The sequence below is a fragment of the Gordonia sp. SGD-V-85 genome (genome assembly GCF_001456905.1).
Classification (GTDB): Bacteria; Actinomycetota; Actinomycetes; order Mycobacteriales; family Mycobacteriaceae; genus Gordonia; species Gordonia hongkongensis.
In genome coordinates, this window is the sequence record NZ_LNQO01000031.1 from 17,477 (window position 1) to 36,903 (window position 19,427).

The 19,427-nt window shown below is 69.0% G+C and carries 18 protein-coding genes; 13 read left to right on the forward strand and 5 right to left on the reverse strand.

The annotated features are described in order from the left end of the window. Nucleotides 1–28: 28 nt before the first annotated feature. From AS181_RS23120 to AS181_RS23135, 4 genes are all read left to right on the forward strand, one after another. Nucleotides 29–1,162, forward strand: coding sequence for an Rv2629 family ribosome hibernation factor (locus tag AS181_RS23120; protein ID WP_058253792.1), 1,134 nt, complete (start codon nucleotides 29–31; stop codon nucleotides 1,160–1,162). A 16-nt stretch (nucleotides 1,163–1,178) separates the two neighbouring features. Continuing rightward, entirely contained in the window at nucleotides 1,179–1,871 is a 693-nt protein-coding gene (locus tag AS181_RS23125) for a DUF6766 family protein (RefSeq protein WP_058253813.1), read from the forward strand. A gap of 87 nt (nucleotides 1,872–1,958) precedes the next feature. Then, nucleotides 1,959–2,168 carry a hypothetical protein gene (locus AS181_RS23130; RefSeq protein WP_058253814.1) on the forward strand — a complete coding sequence of 70 codons (210 nt, stop codon included), beginning with the start codon at nucleotides 1,959–1,961 and terminating at the stop codon, nucleotides 2,166–2,168. Nucleotides 2,169–2,200: 32 nt separating this feature from the next. Then, nucleotides 2,201–3,307, forward strand: a complete 1,107-nt coding sequence (locus AS181_RS23135) for a hypothetical protein (protein ID WP_058253815.1) — start codon at nucleotides 2,201–2,203, stop codon at nucleotides 3,305–3,307. Nucleotides 3,308–3,365: 58 nt separating this feature from the next. On the opposite strand, the gene AS181_RS23140 is transcribed toward AS181_RS23135, so the two are convergent. The 3 genes from AS181_RS23140 to AS181_RS23150 are packed head-to-tail and all read right to left on the reverse strand — an operon-like array spanning nucleotide 3,366 to nucleotide 6,062. Next, on the reverse strand, nucleotides 3,366–3,971 hold the full coding sequence (locus tag AS181_RS23140) for a flavodoxin family protein (RefSeq protein ID WP_058253793.1): 606 nt from the start codon (nucleotides 3,969–3,971) through the stop codon (nucleotides 3,366–3,368). Nucleotides 3,972–4,010: 39 nt separating this feature from the next. Beyond that, nucleotides 4,011–4,445 carry an SRPBCC family protein gene (locus AS181_RS23145; protein WP_058253794.1) on the reverse strand — a complete coding sequence of 145 codons (435 nt, stop codon included), beginning with the start codon at nucleotides 4,443–4,445 and terminating at the stop codon, nucleotides 4,011–4,013. Nucleotides 4,446–4,460: 15 nt separating this feature from the next. After that, nucleotides 4,461–6,062, reverse strand: a complete 1,602-nt coding sequence (locus tag AS181_RS23150) for a phytoene desaturase family protein (protein WP_058253795.1) — start codon at nucleotides 6,060–6,062, stop codon at nucleotides 4,461–4,463. A 199-nt stretch (nucleotides 6,063–6,261) separates the two neighbouring features. Here AS181_RS23150 and AS181_RS23155 point away from each other — a divergent pair, with 199 nt between their 5' ends. Next, nucleotides 6,262–7,227, forward strand: a complete 966-nt coding sequence (locus AS181_RS23155) for an SDR family NAD(P)-dependent oxidoreductase (protein ID WP_442902810.1) — start codon at nucleotides 6,262–6,264, stop codon at nucleotides 7,225–7,227. Between the two features lie 46 nt (nucleotides 7,228–7,273). Here AS181_RS23155 and AS181_RS23160 read toward each other — a convergent pair whose 3' ends face one another. Beyond that, nucleotides 7,274–8,800: an FAD-dependent oxidoreductase gene (locus tag AS181_RS23160; RefSeq protein ID WP_058253797.1), complete on the reverse strand. Its 1,527-nt coding sequence runs from the start codon at nucleotides 8,798–8,800 to the stop codon at nucleotides 7,274–7,276. A 195-nt stretch (nucleotides 8,801–8,995) separates the two neighbouring features. On the opposite strand from AS181_RS23160, the gene nadB reads away from it, so the two are divergent. The 7 genes from nadB to AS181_RS23195 all read left to right on the forward strand — a co-directional run bounded on the left by nadB (nucleotide 8,996) and on the right by AS181_RS23195 (nucleotide 16,143). Next, on the forward strand, nucleotides 8,996–10,645 hold the full coding sequence (nadB, locus tag AS181_RS23165; RefSeq protein ID WP_058253798.1) for an L-aspartate oxidase: 1,650 nt from the start codon (nucleotides 8,996–8,998) through the stop codon (nucleotides 10,643–10,645). 54 nt (nucleotides 10,646–10,699) lie between these two features. Continuing rightward, nucleotides 10,700–11,737 carry an alpha/beta hydrolase gene (locus AS181_RS23170; RefSeq protein ID WP_058253799.1) on the forward strand — a complete coding sequence of 346 codons (1,038 nt, stop codon included), beginning with the start codon at nucleotides 10,700–10,702 and terminating at the stop codon, nucleotides 11,735–11,737. Between the two features lie 178 nt (nucleotides 11,738–11,915). Beyond that, entirely contained in the window at nucleotides 11,916–12,767 is an 852-nt protein-coding gene (locus AS181_RS23175) for a hypothetical protein (protein ID WP_058253800.1), read from the forward strand. Nucleotides 12,768–13,120: 353 nt separating this feature from the next. Further along, complete coding sequence (locus AS181_RS23180; protein WP_004020389.1) at nucleotides 13,121–13,414, forward strand: metal-sensitive transcriptional regulator; 294 nt, start codon at nucleotides 13,121–13,123, stop codon at nucleotides 13,412–13,414. A 52-nt stretch (nucleotides 13,415–13,466) separates the two neighbouring features. Further along, nucleotides 13,467–13,673 (forward strand): heavy-metal-associated domain-containing protein, encoded by a 207-nt coding sequence (locus AS181_RS23185; RefSeq protein ID WP_010843166.1) that lies wholly within the window; start codon nucleotides 13,467–13,469, stop codon nucleotides 13,671–13,673. Between the two features lie 2 nt (nucleotides 13,674–13,675). Beyond that, on the forward strand, nucleotides 13,676–13,858 hold the full coding sequence (locus tag AS181_RS23190) for a hypothetical protein (RefSeq protein ID WP_058253801.1): 183 nt from the start codon (nucleotides 13,676–13,678) through the stop codon (nucleotides 13,856–13,858). Beyond that, nucleotides 13,855–16,143 carry a heavy metal translocating P-type ATPase gene (locus AS181_RS23195; RefSeq protein ID WP_058253802.1) on the forward strand — a complete coding sequence of 763 codons (2,289 nt, stop codon included), beginning with the start codon at nucleotides 13,855–13,857 and terminating at the stop codon, nucleotides 16,141–16,143. The genes AS181_RS23190 and AS181_RS23195 overlap by 4 nt, the downstream gene beginning before the upstream one ends. Before the next feature lie 86 nt (nucleotides 16,144–16,229). Here AS181_RS23195 and AS181_RS23200 read toward each other — a convergent pair whose 3' ends face one another. Then, entirely contained in the window at nucleotides 16,230–17,702 is a 1,473-nt protein-coding gene (locus AS181_RS23200) for an FAD-binding protein (protein WP_058253803.1), read from the reverse strand. A gap of 140 nt (nucleotides 17,703–17,842) precedes the next feature. On the opposite strand from AS181_RS23200, the gene AS181_RS23205 reads away from it, so the two are divergent. After that, entirely contained in the window at nucleotides 17,843–19,426 is a 1,584-nt protein-coding gene (locus AS181_RS23205; RefSeq protein WP_058253804.1) for a molybdopterin-dependent oxidoreductase, read from the forward strand. Nucleotide 19,427: the final 1 nt, after the last annotated feature.

Consider the following 19,427-nt stretch of genomic DNA (forward strand, 5'->3'; position numbering starts at 1 on the left):
GCCCCGACGACAGGCAAGGAGGCCGCGCATGATTTCGACCCGATTCCGCGAGCTGGCAACTGCAACCGGTCCGTTCGCCACCATCTACATCGACGACTCCCACAACACCGAGGACGCCGCTCACACTATGGAGCTGCGGTGGCGAGCCCTGCGCGAGGAGCTCGAGTCGGCGGGGGCCGACGCGGCGGTGGCCGAGTCGATCGGCAACGTCCTGCTCGACGGGACGCCGGCCGTCGGGCCCAGTGGCCGTGCGGTGATCGCCGGTCCCGACGGCGTCCTCCTCGACGACCATCTCATCCGGCCACCGGTCACATCCGTGGCACGGTATTCGCCGGTGCCGTACCTGGTTCCGCTGGTCGAACACGGCACGAGTGCCCCGAGACATGTGATCGCCGCGGTCGATCACGCCGGCGCCGACATCGAGCTCTTCGAAGCCGGCGGATCCTCGTTGATGCGCGAAAGCGTTGAGGGAGAAGGCTATCCGATCCACCACGCCGCCGGTGCGGAATCGCCTGGGTACGGGGACCCGCAGCAGCGCAGCGACGAGCAGAACCGCAAGAACATTCGTCAGATCGCCGACCGGCTGACCGCGATCGTCGACTCGGACAACCCCGAGCTCGTGTTCGTGATCGGTGAGCTCTCGTCGATGTCGGATCTGCGTTCAACGGCTCCCGAGCGGCTCGCCGAGCGACTGGTCGACCTCCAACTCGGCGCCCGGGACAGCGGCATCGCCGACGACGACGTCCGCAAGGCGGTGACCACCGAACTCGAACTGCGCCAGAATCGCACGATGGCCGACGCGGCGGAGAGTCTGCAGGCAGGACTCGGGCATCGCCCGGCCCTCGCGGTCGAAGGACTGACGGCCGTGTGCGGGGCGTTGCGTAACGGCGAGGTCGAGACGCTGATCATCGGCGACCTCGGCGATGCGACGGTCTTCGACGGCGGAGACGCCGCGGGGGGCCTCGCCACGATCGCGCCGACGGCGGAGAACCTCTCTGAGCTGGGCCTGGCCCCGGAACGCACGCTGCGTGCCGACGAGGCCCTGCCGGTGGCGGCGGTTCTCACCGGCGCCGATCTGGTCCGGATCGACGAGCGCGTTGCCCCGCGCGACGGGATCGGAGCGGTCCTTCGCTATGCGCCGAGGATGTCCGCCGACGACTGAGACGGGGTGAGTGCTGGTGGCCACACGGGAGGGCGGTCTCCGGCGAGGCCGTGAGCTGTTGCGCGACAACGGTTTGTTCCTCGTGTGTTTCGGTCTGTTTCTCGTGTTCCTGCTCGGCATGATTGTCTCGGGGTGGCACGTCTACAACGCGGAGCAGGCCTCGCACGGCTCGCCACCGATCTCGGTGCTGCGATACCTGACGACGGGCGAGTTCGTCGAAGCGACCTTCGAGAACTGGGAATCGGAATTCCTGCAGATGGGGATGTACGTGGTGCTGACCGCGTTCCTCTATCAGAAGGGTTCGTCGGAATCGAAGCCCGTCGACGGTCCTGCCCCGCAGGACGCGGACCCGCGTGCCGCCGACGACATGCGCGCAGCACCGTGGCCGGTGCGACGCGGCGGGCCGGTGCTGTTCGTTTACCAGAACTCGCTCACCATCGCGTTTTTCGCACTTTTCTTCGCCTCGTTCGCGCTGCACGCCGTGGGCGGTGCGCGCGCCTACAGCGACGAGCAACAACAGCACGGCGAGAGCGCGGTCTCGGTGTGGCAGTACCTGGCCACCTCGCAGTTCTGGTTCGAGTCGATGCAGAACTGGCAGAGCGAGTTCATCGCGGTGGCGGCGATCGTCGTCTTGTCGGTTGTTCTACGTCAACGCGGTTCGGCCGAGTCCAAGCCGGTGGCCGATCCACATCTCGCGACCGGGGCGTGATCGCGTTTACGTCATGCCGTCACCGGGAAACCGGACATGCGACAGAGGCTCCATCGCGAGACACCGACCGAAGGATCGATGAATCTGATGTCTGAGGAATTGCCCATGGAACCAGCCGAAACCGGCACGCCCGAGGCGACGCCGGATGATGCTCGACGCAAGGTCGACGAACTCGAGGAGCGGACCGTCGACGAACCCGACACGGACGAGCAGGTGGATCCCTCCGCCGCCACCGCCCGCGACGACGAGGACAACCCGGACTCTCCTGCGGCGGGGGAGTCCGAGCCGCCGGACTGAGGCCCCGCCTGATCATGACGGCAGAGACGCACATGACCACCGAGAACGACGATCCGCGGCGCGCCGTAGCGCTGCGGATCGTCGCCGAACACGGGCTTCCGGCCGCTCTGATCGAGCGCGGTGAGGACCGCTTCGAGCAGATTGCCGACGAGCTGTCACTGGAGTACCGCGGACACACCGTCACGAGGGATACCACACTGCAGATGACGCCGCGCGGTGATCTGGAGACCGTCTGGGGCACGGATGACTCGGCCGACGAGGTAATCGTGTTCGTCACCGAGATGCCGCGGCTGTACAAGCCGCGGGACGCCGACGGCAACGATCGCAGCCCACGAAACCTTGTGGTGCTGGCCGAACTCGACCGCGAACGCAACGCCGCCGTCGTCTCGCTCCCAGCTCTCGGACCCGCTCCCCGGCGAGCGCTGCGAACCTTGATCTCGACCATCGCCGAGGCGGTGACCGGGGAGGGGTCCATGCGCGAGTTCGAGCGGCAGCGCGGCATCGTCGTCATCGGTGACGGCGACACCGAATACGTATGCGCCGAGGGTTATTCGCGTCGTCTGAAGTTGATGGCCGGAATGGTGCGGGGAAATCGGCCGTGGCGGCTGATCCCGACCCTCACCGGCATGACCGCCGCAGCCGCCGCAGCGGCGTCGTTCGGCATCTTCTTCTCCACGATCTGGTCGATGGCCAATGCGCTGAGTGCGTGGCGTCTCGCCGCCATCACCCTGCTGTCGTTGGTGCTCGCCTCGCTGTGGCTCATCGTCAACAATCGCCTGTGGGAACGGGTGACGGTCACCGCGAAACCGCTTGCGCGCCTCTACAACATGGCGACGGCGTGCACCGTCGTGTTCAGTGCGGTGGTGCTGTACGCCGGGCTGTTCCTGGCGACACTGACGGCGGCGCTCATCGTCATCGAGGAGAACTTCCTCGCCTCGCAGCTCGGATATCCGGTGGGGCTGCGCAATTACGTGTACCTGGCATGGCTGGCGACGTCGATGGGGATCTTCGCCGGCGCCCTCGGTTCCAGTGCCGACAGCTACGACGACGTCCTGCGGGCCACCTACGGATACCGGGAGCGACTACGCCGCCAGGCTGCCGAGGACGCCGGTCATCTCGCGGACGGCGAGACGGCCTGAGCCGCACGACATCGGACAGCGACTGGGAGTCGACAAAGGTCGTCCGCGGACATCTTGCTCATTCGTACGGTGGAAAGCTGTTCTGCGACAACAATCGAGCGAGGTGTGCCGCGTTTCGGGCGGCGGCATGGGTGGCGGAGTCGACGGGGTCGGGAACCGAATCGAGGTCCTTGTAGTCTCGGCCGCCCATGGCCTCGTCGTTCCAGTAGGTGTTGCCCTGTCCGGGGATCGTGAACCCGATGTCGTTGAGCGCACCGAAGACGTCGGCGATGATCTTGTGGGCGCCGTCCTCGTTGCCGACGACACCGCACATCGCCACCTTGCCCAGCATGCCGGGGCGGCCGGCGTCGTCGGTCTCGGAGATCTCGGCATCGAGACGTTCGAGAACACGCTGGGTGACGCTGGACATGTGGCCCAGCCACGTCGGGGTCGCGATCACCAGGATGTCGGCGGCCGCAACCCGTTCGAAGAGCGCGGGCCACTCGTCACCGTCGCCCATGTCTCGTTCGACTCCCGGCCGGATGTCGAAATCCACCGCCCGGACGATGTCCCCGGTCACGCCCTGCTCGGCGAGTGCGTCCAGGATGTGTCGGGCGATGAGCTCACTGCTCGATTCAGCAGGAGAGGGTTTGAGGGTGCAGTTGATGGCGAGTGCTGTGGTCATGCCACAGGGCGTACCCGCACCGACCCGGTTGCAACCCTCTCAGCCCGCGTGGTTCTCGGCGAGCATCGCCAGCCGTTTCAGGCATTCGTTGAGGCGCGGTGACATGACGGTTTCCTGGATGGTCGGCGGAATCCATCTCAGCGGCGGGGTCTCCACGAACTCCTCCATGCCGATGAGGGAACCGTCACCGTCCTTCTCGATCGTCATGCGGATCCGTGCGCGACCGAAAGGCCACCCGGCGGCCGACAATTCGAGAAGCCCGGCCTTCGACTCGACGGATTCCGTCTCGTCGTTGAGCAGGGCCGGCCACACCCCCGCCGAGTGATAGATCTTCGATCCGGGTTGCGGCCATGTGTGGTCGACATTGCGGATGCGGGAGGCCCCGACGACCCACGAGGCGTACAGCCAGCCATTGGACAGCACCGACCAGACCTGCGCCGGTGTGGCACTCGTATGACGTTCGACTCGGTTCATGCTCCGCTGCTCCGTTCAGTGGTTGTTGTCGGTCTTGGTCATTCGTCGGATGATGTTGCGGTCGAACACTCTTCGCGGGAATCCGCGGAACCCGTCTGAGGCGAGGGCCGCACGCGCGGCATTGTTGCCACAGGCGCCGTGGACGCCGCCACCGGGGTGCGCACCCGACCCCGCCAGGTAGAGGCGATCAACCGGCGTCGACGCACCGCGCAGGTTCGGCGTCGGACGGAAGATCAACTGCTGGAACAGTTGTGCCGTACCGCCGTTGACAGTCCCGTGGACGAGATTGGCGTCGGCGGCCTGCAGGTCGTGCGGGGTCTGGACATGCCGGCCCACGATGAGGTCGGAGACACCGGGCGCGTGGGCTTCGAGGACGGCGTCCATCCTGCGGGCCAGCAGCTGGGCCGCCTCGTCGTCGGTCACCCCGCGCGGGAGATGGCTGTAGGACCAAGCGCTTTCGGTGCCCGCGGGGGACCGGCCCGGGTCCGCGGTGGTCATCTGGCCGAAGAGTAGGAACGGATGCTCCGGGACACGGCCGGTTTCGATGTCGGCGGTCCCGTAGGCGATGTTGCGCGCGTCGGCGCCGAGATGGATCGTGCCGGCTCCGCTGAGATTGGTACTGCGCCATGGGATCTTCTCACGCAGCGCATAGTTCACCTTGACCACCGGGGTGTCCCAGGTGAAGGTCCGCAGGTCGTCGAGGACGCGCGCGGGCACGTCGTCGGCCGAGAGCAGCTCGGTGTAGAGCGTGGGCGCTGCCACGTCGGCGAGAACGGCGCGCTTCGCCGGCCATCGGCGGCCGGTACTGTCCACGACCCCGGTGGCCCGCCCGCCCTGGACGTCGATCCGGGTGACGCGGGTGTCGCAGACGACGGTCACGCCGGCGCTCTCGGCGCGTCGTCGAAGGGCCGCGGGCAGCGCGCTCGCCCCGCCCACGGGTACGGGATAACCGGTGTCCTGGCCGAGCATGGTCAGCAGATACCCCATCAACCCGCTACCGGGTGCGTGGAGCGGGATGTCGGCGTGCAGGGAGTTGCCGATGATGAGCAGACCGGATTTCTCGCTGTGGAACAGTTCACGCACCATCTGATCGGCCGGCAGGATCAGGAACCGGGCCAGGCGCAGGGCGTCGGCCGTGCCGAGCGAGCGGAGGAGCGACAACAGCGCGCGGACCGGGGGGAACGGACCGAACAGGGTGTCGAGGATGGCGGGCCGGAGTTGCTGCCACTGCTTGACCAGGTCGAGCCAGGCGCGCCGGTCACGCTCGTCGAAGGTGGCCAGGTGCGCGGCGGTGTCCGCGGCATCGGGGAAGACGACGGGCGCGTTGACGTCGTCGGGCCCGGCGGGGTGGCCGAAGGCCAGCGGTGCGCGGCTCCACTCCAGACCGTGATCGGCGAGGTCGAGGTCGGCGAAGACCGGCGACGCCACCGCGAGTGGATAGAAGGCGCTGAACAGGTCGGTGACGTATCCGGGGGTGATCTCGGCGCTCCGGACCGCGCCGCCGACCTCGGGCTGCGCTTCGAGGAGGGTGACATCCCAGCCCGCATCGGCGAGCCGGATCGCGGCGATGAGCCCGTTGTGGCCGGCCCCGACGACCACTGCATCCGACACACTCAACGGTCGACTCCCCTCGTCCGTATCGATCTCATCCGGCCGGTGTGCTCCGGGCCTCGCTGTCCGGTGCGCGGGTTACCCGCGGCCCCCGACCGTAAACGCCGACGACGGACGCGGGCGGTGAACGCGCGAGTCGAGGTGCAGCCGTGCCCGGCGATTCTGTGCGATGTGTAGCGCCGGGGCAAGCGGGTAGTCCGCACGGGTGACGAACTGGTCTGAACTGCGGTCGCTGCGCATGGACCAGGCGTTTCCGCCCGCGCGGCTGTGGCATCCGCAGGTCTCCGATGGCCGGCTCCGTCGGCGCTGCGCCGGGCGGCCGGTGGTGATCACCGGTGCCGGGGCGGGCATGGGCCGGGCACTCGCGCGGCGATTCGATCGTGCGGGTGTCGAGGTGTTCCTGAGCGATGTCGACCTTCCGGCCGCGCAGGAGACGGTGCGGTTGTGCGACGCCGGTGGCCGGGTGCATCTCGACGAGGTCGATGTGTCCGACGCCGATGCGATGACCGCATATGCCGACGCCGTCATCGGTCGGTCCGGCCCGCCGGCCATGGTGTTCAACAATGCCGGGATCACGATGGTGGCGGGCGTTCTCGAGGAGGACGACGATTATGCGCGGCGGATCATGGCTGTGAACCTCGGCGGCGTCGTGAACGGCACCGTGGCCTTCCTCCCGCATCTACAGGCGGCCGGCGGCGGGTCGATCGTGAACACCTCCAGCGCCTTCGGATTTCTCGGTTGCCCCACGCAGTCGGCGTACTCCGCCTCCAAGTTCGCCGCGCGCGGGTACTCCGAGACCATCCAGCTACAGCTTCGCTCCGAAGGGTCCGACGTCCGCGTGCACAGTGTTCATCCCGGCGTCGTGCACACCGAGATCGCCGCCCGCGCGCTGTACGTGACGCCCGGGGTGCGGGACTTCGTGACGCGGGGTTTCAACCGCCGCCTGCCCGGGACGCGGCCCGATGCCGCGGCAGCGGCGATCCTGCACGGCGTCCTTAGCGGCCGGGACCGCATTCCGGTGGGCCTCGACGCGCGAGCACTCGACGTCGGTGTCCGCGTCCTGGCCGGAGCAGTGCAGCGCCCGATCGCGACGCTGACCGGTCCGGTGTTCCGCCGCATGCTGGGCGAGGCCGCGCTTGCCGGTTCGGCGCCGACCGTCGCCCGGAACTGACCCGGCGGACCGTCGTCGGGCCCGCCGACGGTCCGCTGTGTCCCGCTCAGTCGTTGTGCGAGGCCAGGTTCCGGGTGGCCGGACCTTCGAGGACCTCGCCGGTGTGGCTGAATCGCGAACCGTGCAGCGGGCAGTCCCAGGACTGTTCGGCGTCGTTCCATCGCAGCACGCCGTAGAGGTGCGTGCACAGCGGCGCGACGGACCGCGTCTGGCCCTGCACGGTGCACACGCCCTCGGGCTTCACGCCGGAACGCCCGACGCTGCCGTCGCCTTCCTCGGGTGCGCCGTCGGTAGGCTTCAGCAGCGACAGGTAACCGGCGGCCATGTATCCCGCGACCTGCGCGTTGGCCGACACCGCCGAGGCCAGCGAGCCGGGGCGGCTGATCTCGGTCGTGCGCCACGGGCGCAGGGTCGTCGACCACTGTGGTTCGGAACCGAGGATGCGTCCCGTCATCGCGAGCGCCGCGGCGACGCCGTTTGTCAGACCCCACTTGGCGAACCCGGTCGCCACCTGCACCGAGTCGACGCCCGGCAGAATCGGTCCGACATAGGGCAATTCGTCGATCGTCGTGTAGTCCTGAGCCGACCAGCGCGCGACCATCTGTGCCGAGGGGAAGTGCTTCTGGGTCCAGCTGATCAGGTCGAGGACATGCTGTCGCTCGGACTTCGTCCGGCCCACCTCGTGTCCGAAGCCACCGACCATGAGCAGTTCGCGGTCGTAGCCCGGCCGGGAGACCGTCCGCAGAGAGACCGACGGGTTGTCGGAGCCAAGGTACATCTCGCGGGGGATGTCCCCGTCGACGGTGAACGCCGCGGCGTAGGACCGCTGGGGATGGACCCGGGCGAAGTAGCCGCCGCGGTCGAGGAAGGGCTGTCCGGTTGCGATGACCACCGAGTCGGCGCGGACGTCACCGGCATCGGTCGAGAGGACGTTCGGGGAGCCGTGGCGGAGACCCTGCACGCGGACGCCCTCGTAGAAGTGGCCGCCGTGTGCGCGCAGGTCGTCGGCCAGGGCGCGGAGCACGACCATCGGGTCGATCTGGGCCTGACCGTCGAGGCGAATGGCGGTGCGGACGTCGAAGGGCAACTCGGGGCAGTCGACGTGTTCGACGGGCAGGTCATGAGCGCGGCAGGCCTCGAACTCCTTCTCCACCGACTTCGCGCCGGACGCGGTGGCGGCGAAGGTGAGGGCAGCGCGTTCGTCGACCTGCAGGCCGCGGAGTTCGAGATAGTGGCGCAACCAGGCCTGTCCCTCGCGGTTGGCGTCGACGTAGTCCTGTACGGCCGAGTGGCCGTGGCGGCTCGCGATCGACGACAGTCGAGTGCCCTGGAGCAGCGAGAGCTTGCCGGTGGTGTGGCCGGTCGCCGCGGCACCCATGTGCCGGGCTTCGAGGACCGCGACCGACTGGCCCGCGCGGGCCAGCAGCAGGCCGGTCGTCAGACCGGTGATGCCACCTCCGACGATGACCTGGTCGAATCTGTCGACGACGTCGATGGGCATCGTCTCCGGGCGGACATCGGGCAGGTACTCGGGGGCTGCCTCACCTGCGGGGTCGAACCAGAGGGTTTTCATGCTGACCGGGTTTGCCCTTGCCGGAGGCGCTCAAACATCGGGGCCGGAGACGATCAAACATCGGAGCCGGCGGGCCGCCGAGCATTTCGGGTGGCGCACCCGCAGGGTAGGGTTTTCGACTGGGAATCGAAAACACATCCGGGGTGTTGCCCGGAGGGCCGGCGGCACCCTGAGCCGCGGCGAGAGGCGGTTGACATGAGCGGGTTGACTCGCGGACTGACCGGGACCGAGGAGACGGTCCGCGCCGACCTCGTGGTGGCGGGTGCCGGAATCGCCGGACTGACGGCGGCGCTCTGGGCCGCCCACGAGGGGCTCCGGGTCGTCGTGCTCAACAAGGGGCCGGGCTGGGACGTCGCGAACGCGGAGCAACCCACGTCCACGTTCTACGCGCAGGGTGGTGTCGCGGTCGTGATGCCCGGCGCGGAGACGGGAAGCTCGGACAACGCCGATTCCGTGGACCGCCACCTCGCCGACACAGTCGCCGCCGGCGGCGGTCTCACCGATGCCGCGGCGTCGGGCCCCATCCTCGCCGACGGCTGGGACTCGGTGTCGGCCCTCATCGGCTGGGGTGCCGAATTCGACCGGGACACCGACGGTCTGCTCCTGCGCACCCGTGAGGGCGGCCACACCCGCCGGCGCATCATCCACGCCGGCGGCGACGCGACCGGGGCCGCGATCCAGCGCGCGCTGCACGAGGCCGTCCGGCAGACCGCCGGCGGAGACGTGCCGCCGATCCGGTTCCTCGACGACACGATCGCCACCGCGATCCACCTCGACGACGGCCGGGCAGTCGGTGTCGCGTGCCTGCGCGACGGCCGTCCCACGTCGGTCCTCGCCCCGACCGTGCTCCTCGCGACCGGCGGGGCGGGGCACCTCTACGCCGCCACCACGAATCCGGCGGGCGCCACCTGCGACGGCATCGCGCTGGCACTGCGCGCCGGGGCGCAGGTGTCCGATCTCGAGTTCATCCAGTTCCACCCGACGATGCTCTACACCGCGGGCGCGCGGGGTCGGCGGACCCTCATCAGCGAGGCGGTGCGCGGCGAGGGCGGACGGCTCATCGACGTCGACGGCCGGTCGGTCACCGCGGGCGTCCACCCGATGGGCGATCTCGCTCCCCGCGACGTGGTGGCCGACGCGGTGCAGACCGCGATCGAGCTCACCGGGCACCCGTGCGTGTATCTCGACATCGCCGACGTCGGCGACTTCGAGGCCCGCTTCCCGACGGTGACCGCCGGTGTCCGCGCGGCCGGCCTCGACCCCGCGTCCGGACGGATCCCGGTCGTCCCCGGCGCGCACTATCTGTGCGGCGGGGTCGTGACCGACGAGTCGTCCCGCACCGCGGTCGATGGGTTGCTCGCGGCCGGCGAAGTCGCGCGCACCGGGCTGCACGGCGCCAATCGGCTGGCATCGAACAGCCTGCTGGAAGGCCTGGTGATGGGCCGTCGCGCGGCCGCCGTGGCAGTCGCGCGTCGCGAGATCCCGGTCCCCGAATGCGCCGAACTGAAGGCCGAGCAGCCGGTCCCCGTCCTGGACCGCGAACAGCTCCAGAACATGATGACGCGTCATGTCGCGCTACGACGGTCGGCTGCCGGTCTCGCCGAAGTCGCCGCGACGCTCGCCGCCGCGCCGCGTCGGACGGCCGACTCGGTACGCGACATCGAGGACGCGGCACTCACGCTCACCGCGTCCGCGGTCGTCGCCGCCGCTGCCGCGCGCACCGAATCCCGCGGAGCGCATGTCCGCACGGATTACCCGTTGACCGCCGATGTGGCGGAGTCGCGGGTGTTCCGGATCGTCGACGGCGAATTGCGGGAGGCCCGTCCCGTGGGCCTACCCGGCTGAGCGGGCCGGTCAAGTCGACGCCTCCGGGGTGCCGTGGGAGATAGATTGACCCCGATGACCCAGATCTCCGCAGACGGTTCGGGGCCCCAGGGCGCCCCCGATCGCGACGGCCCGGATTCCCGCGCCCCTGTTCTCGGGGACCCGGAACGAATCACCCTCGAGCTCGGACACATCACCCTGCATGCGCTCGCGTGGGGTCCCGCGGCCGGTCCGGTGGCCGTGTGCCTGCACGGATTTCCCGACTCGGCATGGACGTGGCGGCATCTCGGGCCCGAACTCGCCGGCGCCGGGTACCGCGTGGTCGCCCCGTTCACACGCGGTTACGCACCGTCGGAGATACCGGAGGACAACGACTTTCACGTTGCGGCGCTGGCCTACGATGCGCTGGCGGTTCATCGCGCGGTCGGAGCCGGCGCCGACGCCGTCCTGATCGGGCACGACTGGGGCGCGATGACGGCGAACGCGGTGGCGCACCGCGACGACAATCCGTACGCGCGGGTGGTCTCGATGTCGGTCCCGCCGGTTCCGGCGGTCCGGCGCTCGATCGGAAGTGGGGTCGACGGCGTCAAGACGCTCGCGCGTCAGGCGGTGATGAGCTGGTACATCGCGTTCAATCAGCTGCCGTGGTTGCCCGAACGGACTCTCGACCGCCTCATCCCGCTCCTGTGGCGCCGCTGGCGGCTGGATTCGGCGGCGACCCCTGTCCGGCCCGACCACCGACTGGACGTCGACCACGCGCTCGCGGCGCTGCCCACACGTGCCCATCGGACAGCCGCGCTCGGGTACTACCGCGCACTTCGCCGGCCGCGGACCCATCCTCGGTACGCCGCGTTGCGGAACGACTGGCTGGGCGAATCACGTTCTCCCACACTGTATTTGCATGGTGCAGACGACGGGTGCATGCAGTCGCGTCTTGCGGACGCGGTCCGCGAGGTGTTGCCGGCGGGCAGTGCGGCCGCGGTCGTCGCCGGGGCGGGCCATTTCCTGCACCTCGACCAGCCGGACGAGGTGAACGCGAGGATCCTCGCGTTCCTCGGTTCGGACGCGCGGGGCCAAGAGGGTGGCACCGGACCGGCCCGCTTCGTACACTGACCCGCGGGATCTTCACCGCACCGTGGCCACCGGGGGAGGGCCACCGCAGAAGCGCATGCCGGGGGGCTTGCCACCGGGCGGCAGGAAGCCGACGGGTACGAGAAGACGACCGTGCGCGCCACACGGGTGTGGTCGCGCGAAGATCTCGCGGCGATGCAAGGCATGAAGGGGAGTCCGTATGAACGGCGAAGGCTGTTGGTCGACGGTGGTGTGCCGGCCGACCGAACGCGCGGCGCTGGGGCTGTCGGGTGACTCCGATTGGTTGCTGCAATGCCGTCTGGCGATCGGCCATCGGGGCAATCACGCCACCGACGCGAGTACTCACCCACGGCACGACCGCCGGCTGTGGCTCGAATGGAACGACTTCGACGACCGCGCGCAGTCGCTCATCGAACGCAATCCGTGCCCGGTTCCGTCCCCAGAGGGTGCCGGATGCGTGTTCTTCGCCGGGCACGGCGGCCCGCACTTCTATGCGCGCAGCAACGGCCACGCACCGTCGGTGATGACCGGCGCGAGCGCTTCCAACCCGCAGACCGTCGCGCCTGATCACGCCGTCGACCCACTGCGTCAGCCGCCGCCGCAGATGGGTTCGTCACAGATGGGTTCGTCACGGATGGGTTCGCACCGCCTGCCCGACTCGCACCCGGCTGCCCTGCCGACGCAACCCCCGGCGGCCGAGCCCGAACCGGGTGAGTACCGCGGCGGACGCCGGTCGACCAATGCCGAGCCGCTGGCCGCCGAGGACTACCACGGCCGACGCCACCGGACCGACGGCTACGACGTCGCCTACTCGCCGGCGCCAGACCCCGGCAGATCGTTCGACGGACAGGCAGGCAGCGGCCAGGCCGGCCCGTCCGTCCGTGTCCCGAATTCGGAGACGAAGGGCATCGCGCCGCGGAACGTCCCGGCCGTGCCCGTGCCCGACTCCACCGCTCCGGGATTCGACGCGGCGCGTGTTGCCGCCATCGGGGACGCGCTCGACGAGGTCGCCGCCGCCCTGGCCAAACTGGCTGCAGCACTCCGCTCGTAGGGGCATCCGAAAAACCACGAAACCGCTGGTTCTCACAACACCGCTTTCTGAGGAGCGCCCGGAGCTTGCGGAGGCGCGGCCAACCCACCGCTCCCTGAGGAGCGCCCGGAGCTTGCGGAGGGCGCGTCACGAAGGGTCTGCCCCCGTCTCGCCAGGACCCTTCGTGACGCTCGCAAGCTCGCTCCTCAGGGGGCGGAGGGTGACGCTCGCAAGCTCGCTCCTCAGGGGGCGGAGGGTGACGCGCGCACGTTTCCTTTTCCGCCGGCGCATACGGTAGGGGGGTACCGTTTCGGGTTCGGCGGTGGTATACCTGGTCGGGCATACCCTTGAGGGGTATTCGGACGGGAGAGATCATGGACGAGCACCAGCACGGCTACATCGGCCGGAAGGATGACTATCTGCGCCGCCTGAAGCGCATCGAAGGTCAGGCGCGCGGTCTGCAGCGGATGGTGGAGGAAGACACCTACTGCATCGACATCCTGACGCAGGTGTCTGCGATGACCAAGGCGCTGCAAGCGGTCAGCCTCGGCCTCCTCGAAGAGCACATGGCCCACTGCGTCGTGCATGCCGCGCAGGAGAGCGACGAGGCCGGCAAGGCCAAGGTCGACGAGGCCATGGCCGCGATCACCCGCCTGGTCAAGTCCTGACCGTCCTTCCTGATCCAACCCCGTTGACTTCGACGATCCGAGGAGTATCCGCATGAGCACCACCAGCACCTACACCGTCACCGGCATGACCTGCGGCCACTGTGCCGCGTCCGTTCGCGAGGAGATCGAGGCGCTGCCGGGCGTGACCAGTGTCGAGGTCACCGTCGACGACGGCTCGGTGCGGGTCGCGGCCGACCGTGAACTCGGTCGAGACGAGGTCGCGGCCGCCGTCACCGAAGCCGGCTACGCGCTGGTCTGACCATGAGATCCGTTGTCACCGGGCCCCTGGCCTACGTCGTCGCGCTGATCGCGGTCTTCGTGATCGCGTTCGGCGTCGGGCGTGCGTGGGGCCCCGACGTGGAGCCGGTGACTCACGACGCACCGTCACACGGCGTCGTCACCGGCGAACCGACATCCGACCCGCATGAAGGTGGTCACCCATGACCGCGAGCACCGGACAACTGGTCGACCTCGACATCTCCGGCATGACCTGCGCGTCCTGCGCCAACCGTATCGAGCGCAAGCTCAACAAGATCGACGGTGTGACCGCGTCGGTGAACTACGCGACCGAACGTGCCCACGTCGAGGTACCTGCGGGTCTGTCGGCCGGCGACCTCGTCGAGGTGGTCCGCGCGGCCGGCTACGACGCGTCGCCGATCCTGACCGATTCGTCGGCGGACGCTCCGGAGAACCCAGATGCGGGGTCCGGCGATCCCGAATTGGACGGTCTGCGGCAGCGCCTGATCGTCTCCGCGATTCTCTCGGTGCCGGTGATCGCGCTTGCGATGATCCCGGCGCTGCAGTTCACGTACTGGCAGTGGTTGTCCCTGACGCTCGCCGCGCCGGTCGTCGTGTGGGGGGCCTACCCGTTCCACCGCGCAGCGTGGATCAACCTGCGCCACGGCGCCACGACGATGGACACCCTCGTGTCCGTCGGCACCCTCGCGGCGTTCGGATGGTCGCTGTACGCGCTGTTCCTCGGCACCGCGGGCACGCCCGGGCTCACCCACGGATTCGACCTGCTGCCCCAGCGGACCGACGGATCGTCGCACATCTACCTCGAGGCCGCGGCCGGAGTCACGACCTTCCTGCTGGCCGGCCGCTATTTCGAGAAGCGCGCCAAGCGGCGGGCCGGTGACGCACTCGCCGCGCTGATGGACCTCGGGGCCAAGGACGTCGTCGTCCGAAGGTCCGACGGCGCCGAGTCCCGAATCCCCATCGCGCAGCTGGCGGTCGGCGACGAGTTCGTGGTCCGGCCCGGTGAGAAGATCGCCACCGACGGAGTCGTCGTCGACGGTGCGTCGGCGGTCGACGCGTCGATGGTCTCCGGTGAGTCGGTGCCGGTCGAGGTCACCTCCGGCGACTCGGTGGTCGGCGCGACCGTCAACACCAGCGGTCTGCTCGTCGTGCGTGCGACCGCTGTCGGTTCCGACACCGCGCTCGCCCAGATGGCCCGCATGGTGACGGCGGCGCAAGAGGGCAAGGCCGACGTCCAGCGACTGGCCGACCGGATCTCGTCGGTGTTCGTCCCGATCGTGATCGCGATCTCGCTTGCGACCCTGGGCTTCTGGCTTGGCGTGGCGTCCACGACCGACTTCGCCGGTGGCGATGTGACCTTCGCGTTCACCGCCGCCGTCGCGGTCCTCATCATCGCGTGCCCGTGCGCGCTCGGACTCGCCACTCCGACGGCCCTGATGGTCGGTACCGGGCGAGGGGCACAGCTGGGCATCCTGCTGAAGGGCCCGGAGGTGTTGGAATCGACGCGACGCGTCGACACGATCGTGCTGGACAAGACCGGCACCGTGACGACGGGTGAGATGTCGCTGTCCGGGATCACCGTGGCCGACGGCTATGCGCGCGAACAGGTCCTGGGCTGGGCGGCATCGGTGGAGTCGGGATCGGAACACCCGATCGCGGCGGCCATCGTCGACGCGGGACGCGACCACATCGACTCCCGCGTCCGTGATTTCGTGTCCACGCAGGGCGCCGGTGTCGCCGGGATCGTCGGCGACCGGTTCGTGACAGTGGTGTCGCCGAACACGATCGACGCGCCCCTGCCACCGCCGCTCGACGATGCGGTGGTCGTCGCGGAATCCGACGGCGCAACCGCGGTCGTCGTCCTGATCGCCGAGGATTCCTCCGAAGAGCCTGCCCGACAACCTGTTCCCGTCGCGGTTCTCGTGGTGGCGGACCAGGTCAAACCCTCGTCGGCCGCGGCGATCGCCGAGTTCCGGCGACTGGGTCTGATTCCGATGTTGCTCACCGGCGACAATGAGGGCGCCGCCCGGGCCGTGGCCTCGAGTGTCGGAATCGACGACGTCACCGCCGGGGTCAGTCCGAAGCGGAAGCTCGAGGTGATCGCCGAACTGCAGGAGCAGGGCCACGTGGTGGCGATGGTCGGGGACGGGATCAACGACGCCGCGGCGCTTGCGCAGGCGGATCTCGGCCTCGCGATGGGTACCGGCACCGACGTCGCGATGGCCGCCAGCGATCTGACGATCGTGAGCGGTGACCTGCGCGCGGTGGCCGATGCCATTGCTCTGGCGCGTCGAACCCTCGGCACCATCAAGGGAAACCTGTTCTGGGCCTTCGGGTACAACGTCGCGGCCATTCCTCTCGCCGCCGCCGGGATGCTGAATCCCATGATCGCCGGCGCGGCCATGGCGCTCTCGTCGGTGTTCGTCGTCGGCAACAGCCTGCGACTCCGCGGGTTCACGCCGCGGCGCTGATAGGAAACCGCCCTCGCCGGCTACGCCGACGACTCCTCGTCGTCTATGGTTCGCCGGCGGGCGGTTTTCGATCGGGTGCCCGACCGTCAGGCGCTGGTGGCGACCCGTGCGGCCGCGTGCCGCCCGGCGCGCCGGCCGAAGTAGGAGCCCTCGCCCAATTGCGTTCCGCTGCAGTATCCCTTGCAGTCCTGCGCGATGTTGGTGGCACTGGCCCCGGCGGCGTAGAGCCCGCGGATGACGGTGCCCGACTCGTCGAGCACCTCGCCGTCCAACGACGTCGCCATACCGCCCATGGTGAACCCGGCGTACATGGCCTTGCCGAGCGACAGGTCGTATGCCGCCCACGGTCCGGTGTCCTGGGGCTCGAGGAACTCGGGTGCCTTGTGGAAGTCGGGGTCTTCCTTCTTCGCTGCGTTCTCGTTGTAGCGGGCCATGGTCGCCTGCAGCTTGCCCTCGGGGATGCCGAGGTCCCGCTCCATCTCCTCGATGGTCTCCCAGCCGTCGATCAACGGGACCAGGTAGTTCTGCTTCTCGTTCATGTGCGACTCGTTGACGATGAGGTAAGCCACCGAATCAGGTTGCTCGAGAACGAATCCCGATGTCCGCGCATGGTAGGAGTCCTCGGTGACGAACCGCTCGCCGAATTTGTTCACGATGACGCCCATGACCATGCTTGCGGGCGGGTAGATCGGCGCGGTGATGAACGCCTTGTCCATGTATTTCAGTGCGGCGCCGACCGATCGGCCCATGCGCAGGCCGAGGCCGTCGTCGTAGGTGTTGCCGAGCACGAACGGCTTCTCGGCGAGATGCGGGGTGTGTTCGGCGACCATGTCGGGGTTCATCACGAAACCGCCGGCGGCGATGATCACCGAGTCCGCGCGGATGACGCCCTCGGCGTCGGGCGTCTTCCACGTCACGCCGACGACCGCACCCTGCTCGTCGACGACCAACTGGCGGGCGCCGGTCTCATACCGGACCTCGGCACCCAGCTCGTTGAGACGGGTGACGAGCAGATCGATGACCAGCTTCGCGCCCCCGGTCTCCCCGGGTACCGGGACCTTGTGCCCGCGTGGCGCGGGGACGGCCTGGTTCTTGAACGGCCAGACCTTCTCGTTGCCGGTGAACATCAGTCCCTCGGTACCGGGCTGGATCACGGCCTTCTCCGGATAGAAGCTGCGCTCGAAGGTGAAGCCGAGTCCTTCGAGCCAGTTGAAGTGGTCGACGCTGTCGACGCAGTAGGCGTGGATCTTGTCGGCCTCGGGTTCGATCGACACGGCGGTGAGGTACTTCTCCATCTCTTCGACGGAGTCGTCCTGGCCCGTGGCCTGCTGTACTGCGGTCCCGCCGCCGAGGTAGAAGAATCCACCGGAGAGCGAGGTGGTGCCGCCGGGCGCGGCGGCGCGCTCGAGCAACAGCACACGCGCGCCGTTGGCAGCGGCCTCGGCGGCGGCGCATCCGCCGGCGATGCCGAATCCGATCACGACGACGTCGACCTCGTCGGAGAACTCACTCACCGAATCAAGTGCGACGGTCTCGGGGATCTCGGTGCTGGTAGCCATACCGCTCAGATTAGCGGACAAACTAGAACCTGTTCTAGTCTTGATAACGATTCGTCGACGGGGTGCCGTCGGTGGTCACCGCACGGTCTCGGACCATCCGGCGCACGGCATATTCACAGGGTTCTCCGGTACCAAGGGATATGGCCTCGATCACCACGCGTCACGCATCCTCGCCGGCTCCCGCGCTGGCCGGCGTGGTCGCCGTCGGCGCGGCCCTCGCCGCGGGCGAACTGGCCGCCGTCCCGATCTCGCCCGACGCCTCCCCGTACTTCGCAGTCGGCTCGTCGGTCGTCGACCATTCGCCCGAGGCCGTACGCAAGTGGGCCATCGAGACGTTCGGCGTTGCCGACAAGCTCGCCTTGTTCATCGGGATGGGCATCATCATCGCGGTGCTCGCGGCGGCGTGCGGATACCTCGAACGACGACGACCTCCGCTCGGCTCGGTGATCATCGGAGCCTTCGGGTTGGTCGGGATGCTGGCCGCACTCAACCGTCCCGATGCCGGTTGGACGCACGCACTGCCGTCGATCATCGCCGGCGTCGTCGGGATCGTTGTGCTGCGCGTCCTCATCGCGCAGCTACGTCCCAAGGGGGCGGAGTCCCCCGAGGCGGATCCCGACGCCGCGGGCGACGAGCCCACATCGGCTGTGCGGTCGGGTTTCTCGCGCCGCTTCGTGCTCACCGCCGGCGGTATCGCGGCCGCCGCGGTCGTCGTCGGTGTCGTGGCCCGGCGAGTGCTCGCCGACACTGCGGGCGTCGTCGCCGACCGCGCCCGAGTGCTGTTGCCGCGTGCGGCGAGCCAGGCGCCGCCGATCCCGGCCGGTGCGCAGCTCGAGCTCTCGGGTGCAACCCCTTTCATGACCAGCAACGCCGACTTCTACCGCATCGACACCGCGTTGCAGGTTCCGACGCTCACGACCGACGAGTGGCGACTGCGGATTCACGGGGACGTCGACCGCGAGGTGACCCTGTCCTGGGACGACCTGCTCGCCATGCCGATGACCGAGCGGATCGTGACGCTCGCCTGCGTGTCGAACGAGGTCGGTGGCGACCTCGTCGGCAACGCCAAGTGGCTGGGGGTGCCGATGCGCGAGGTCCTCGATCTTGCCGGGGTCAAGCCCGGGTCGGACATGTTGCTGTCCACGAGTGTGGACGGATGGACCTGCGGCACACCGATTTCGGCGGTGACCGATGGGCGCGACGCGCTTCTCGCCGTCGGGATGAACGGCTCGCCGCTTCCCCTCGAGCACGGATACCCGGTCCGGCAGGTGGTGCCGGGGCTGTACGGGTACGTCTCGGCGACCAAATGGGTCATCGACTGGGAGATCACGCGGTTCTCCGAGGCCAAGGCCTACTGGACGACACGCGGGTGGTCGGCGCTCGGCCCGATCAAGATGGCGTCGCGCTTCGACCGTCCGGCCGATGGCACCGAGCATCCGGCCGGGGAGGTCGTCGTGGCCGGCACCGCATGGGCCCAGCACACGGGCGTCGAGCGCGTCGAGGTGCGCGTCGACCAGGGGCCATGGCAACCCGCGGAGCTGACGACGGAGTACAGCATCGACACGTGGCGGCAGTGGCGGTTCGCCTGGCAGGCGACCAAGGGCAACCACACCCTCGAGTGCCGGGCGATCGACAAGCAGGGCAAGCCGCAGATCGAGCGCTATCAGGCACCGGCACCCGACGGCGCGAGCGGACTCGACGACCGCACCTACACCATCGTCTAGG

What these genes read in the sequence shown, in the direction of transcription:
- AS181_RS23120 (WP_058253792.1), top strand. Translation starts at nt 29, where the DNA reads ATGATTTCGACCCGATTCCGCGAGCTGGCAACTGCAACCGGTCCGTTC.
- AS181_RS23130 (WP_058253814.1), top strand. Translation starts at nt 1,959, where the DNA reads ATGTCTGAGGAATTGCCCATGGAACCAGCCGAAACCGGCACGCCCGAG.
- AS181_RS23135 (WP_058253815.1), top strand. Translation starts at nt 2,201, where the DNA reads ATGACCACCGAGAACGACGATCCGCGGCGCGCCGTAGCGCTGCGGATC.
- AS181_RS23140 (WP_058253793.1), bottom strand. Translation starts at nt 3,971, where the DNA reads ATGACCACAGCACTCGCCATCAACTGCACCCTCAAACCCTCTCCTGCT.
- AS181_RS23145 (WP_058253794.1), bottom strand. Translation starts at nt 4,445, where the DNA reads ATGAACCGAGTCGAACGTCATACGAGTGCCACACCGGCGCAGGTCTGG.
- AS181_RS23160 (WP_058253797.1), bottom strand. Translation starts at nt 8,800, where the DNA reads ATGAAAACCCTCTGGTTCGACCCCGCAGGTGAGGCAGCCCCCGAGTAC.
- nadB (WP_058253798.1), top strand. Translation starts at nt 8,996, where the DNA reads ATGAGCGGGTTGACTCGCGGACTGACCGGGACCGAGGAGACGGTCCGC.
- AS181_RS23170 (WP_058253799.1), top strand. Translation starts at nt 10,700, where the DNA reads ATGACCCAGATCTCCGCAGACGGTTCGGGGCCCCAGGGCGCCCCCGAT.
- AS181_RS23175 (WP_058253800.1), top strand. Translation starts at nt 11,916, where the DNA reads ATGAACGGCGAAGGCTGTTGGTCGACGGTGGTGTGCCGGCCGACCGAA.
- AS181_RS23180 (WP_004020389.1), top strand. Translation starts at nt 13,121, where the DNA reads ATGGACGAGCACCAGCACGGCTACATCGGCCGGAAGGATGACTATCTG.
- AS181_RS23185 (WP_010843166.1), top strand. Translation starts at nt 13,467, where the DNA reads ATGAGCACCACCAGCACCTACACCGTCACCGGCATGACCTGCGGCCAC.
- AS181_RS23190 (WP_058253801.1), top strand. Translation starts at nt 13,676, where the DNA reads ATGAGATCCGTTGTCACCGGGCCCCTGGCCTACGTCGTCGCGCTGATC.
- AS181_RS23195 (WP_058253802.1), top strand. Translation starts at nt 13,855, where the DNA reads ATGACCGCGAGCACCGGACAACTGGTCGACCTCGACATCTCCGGCATG.
- AS181_RS23200 (WP_058253803.1), bottom strand. Translation starts at nt 17,702, where the DNA reads ATGGCTACCAGCACCGAGATCCCCGAGACCGTCGCACTTGATTCGGTG.
- AS181_RS23205 (WP_058253804.1), top strand. Translation starts at nt 17,843, where the DNA reads ATGGCCTCGATCACCACGCGTCACGCATCCTCGCCGGCTCCCGCGCTG.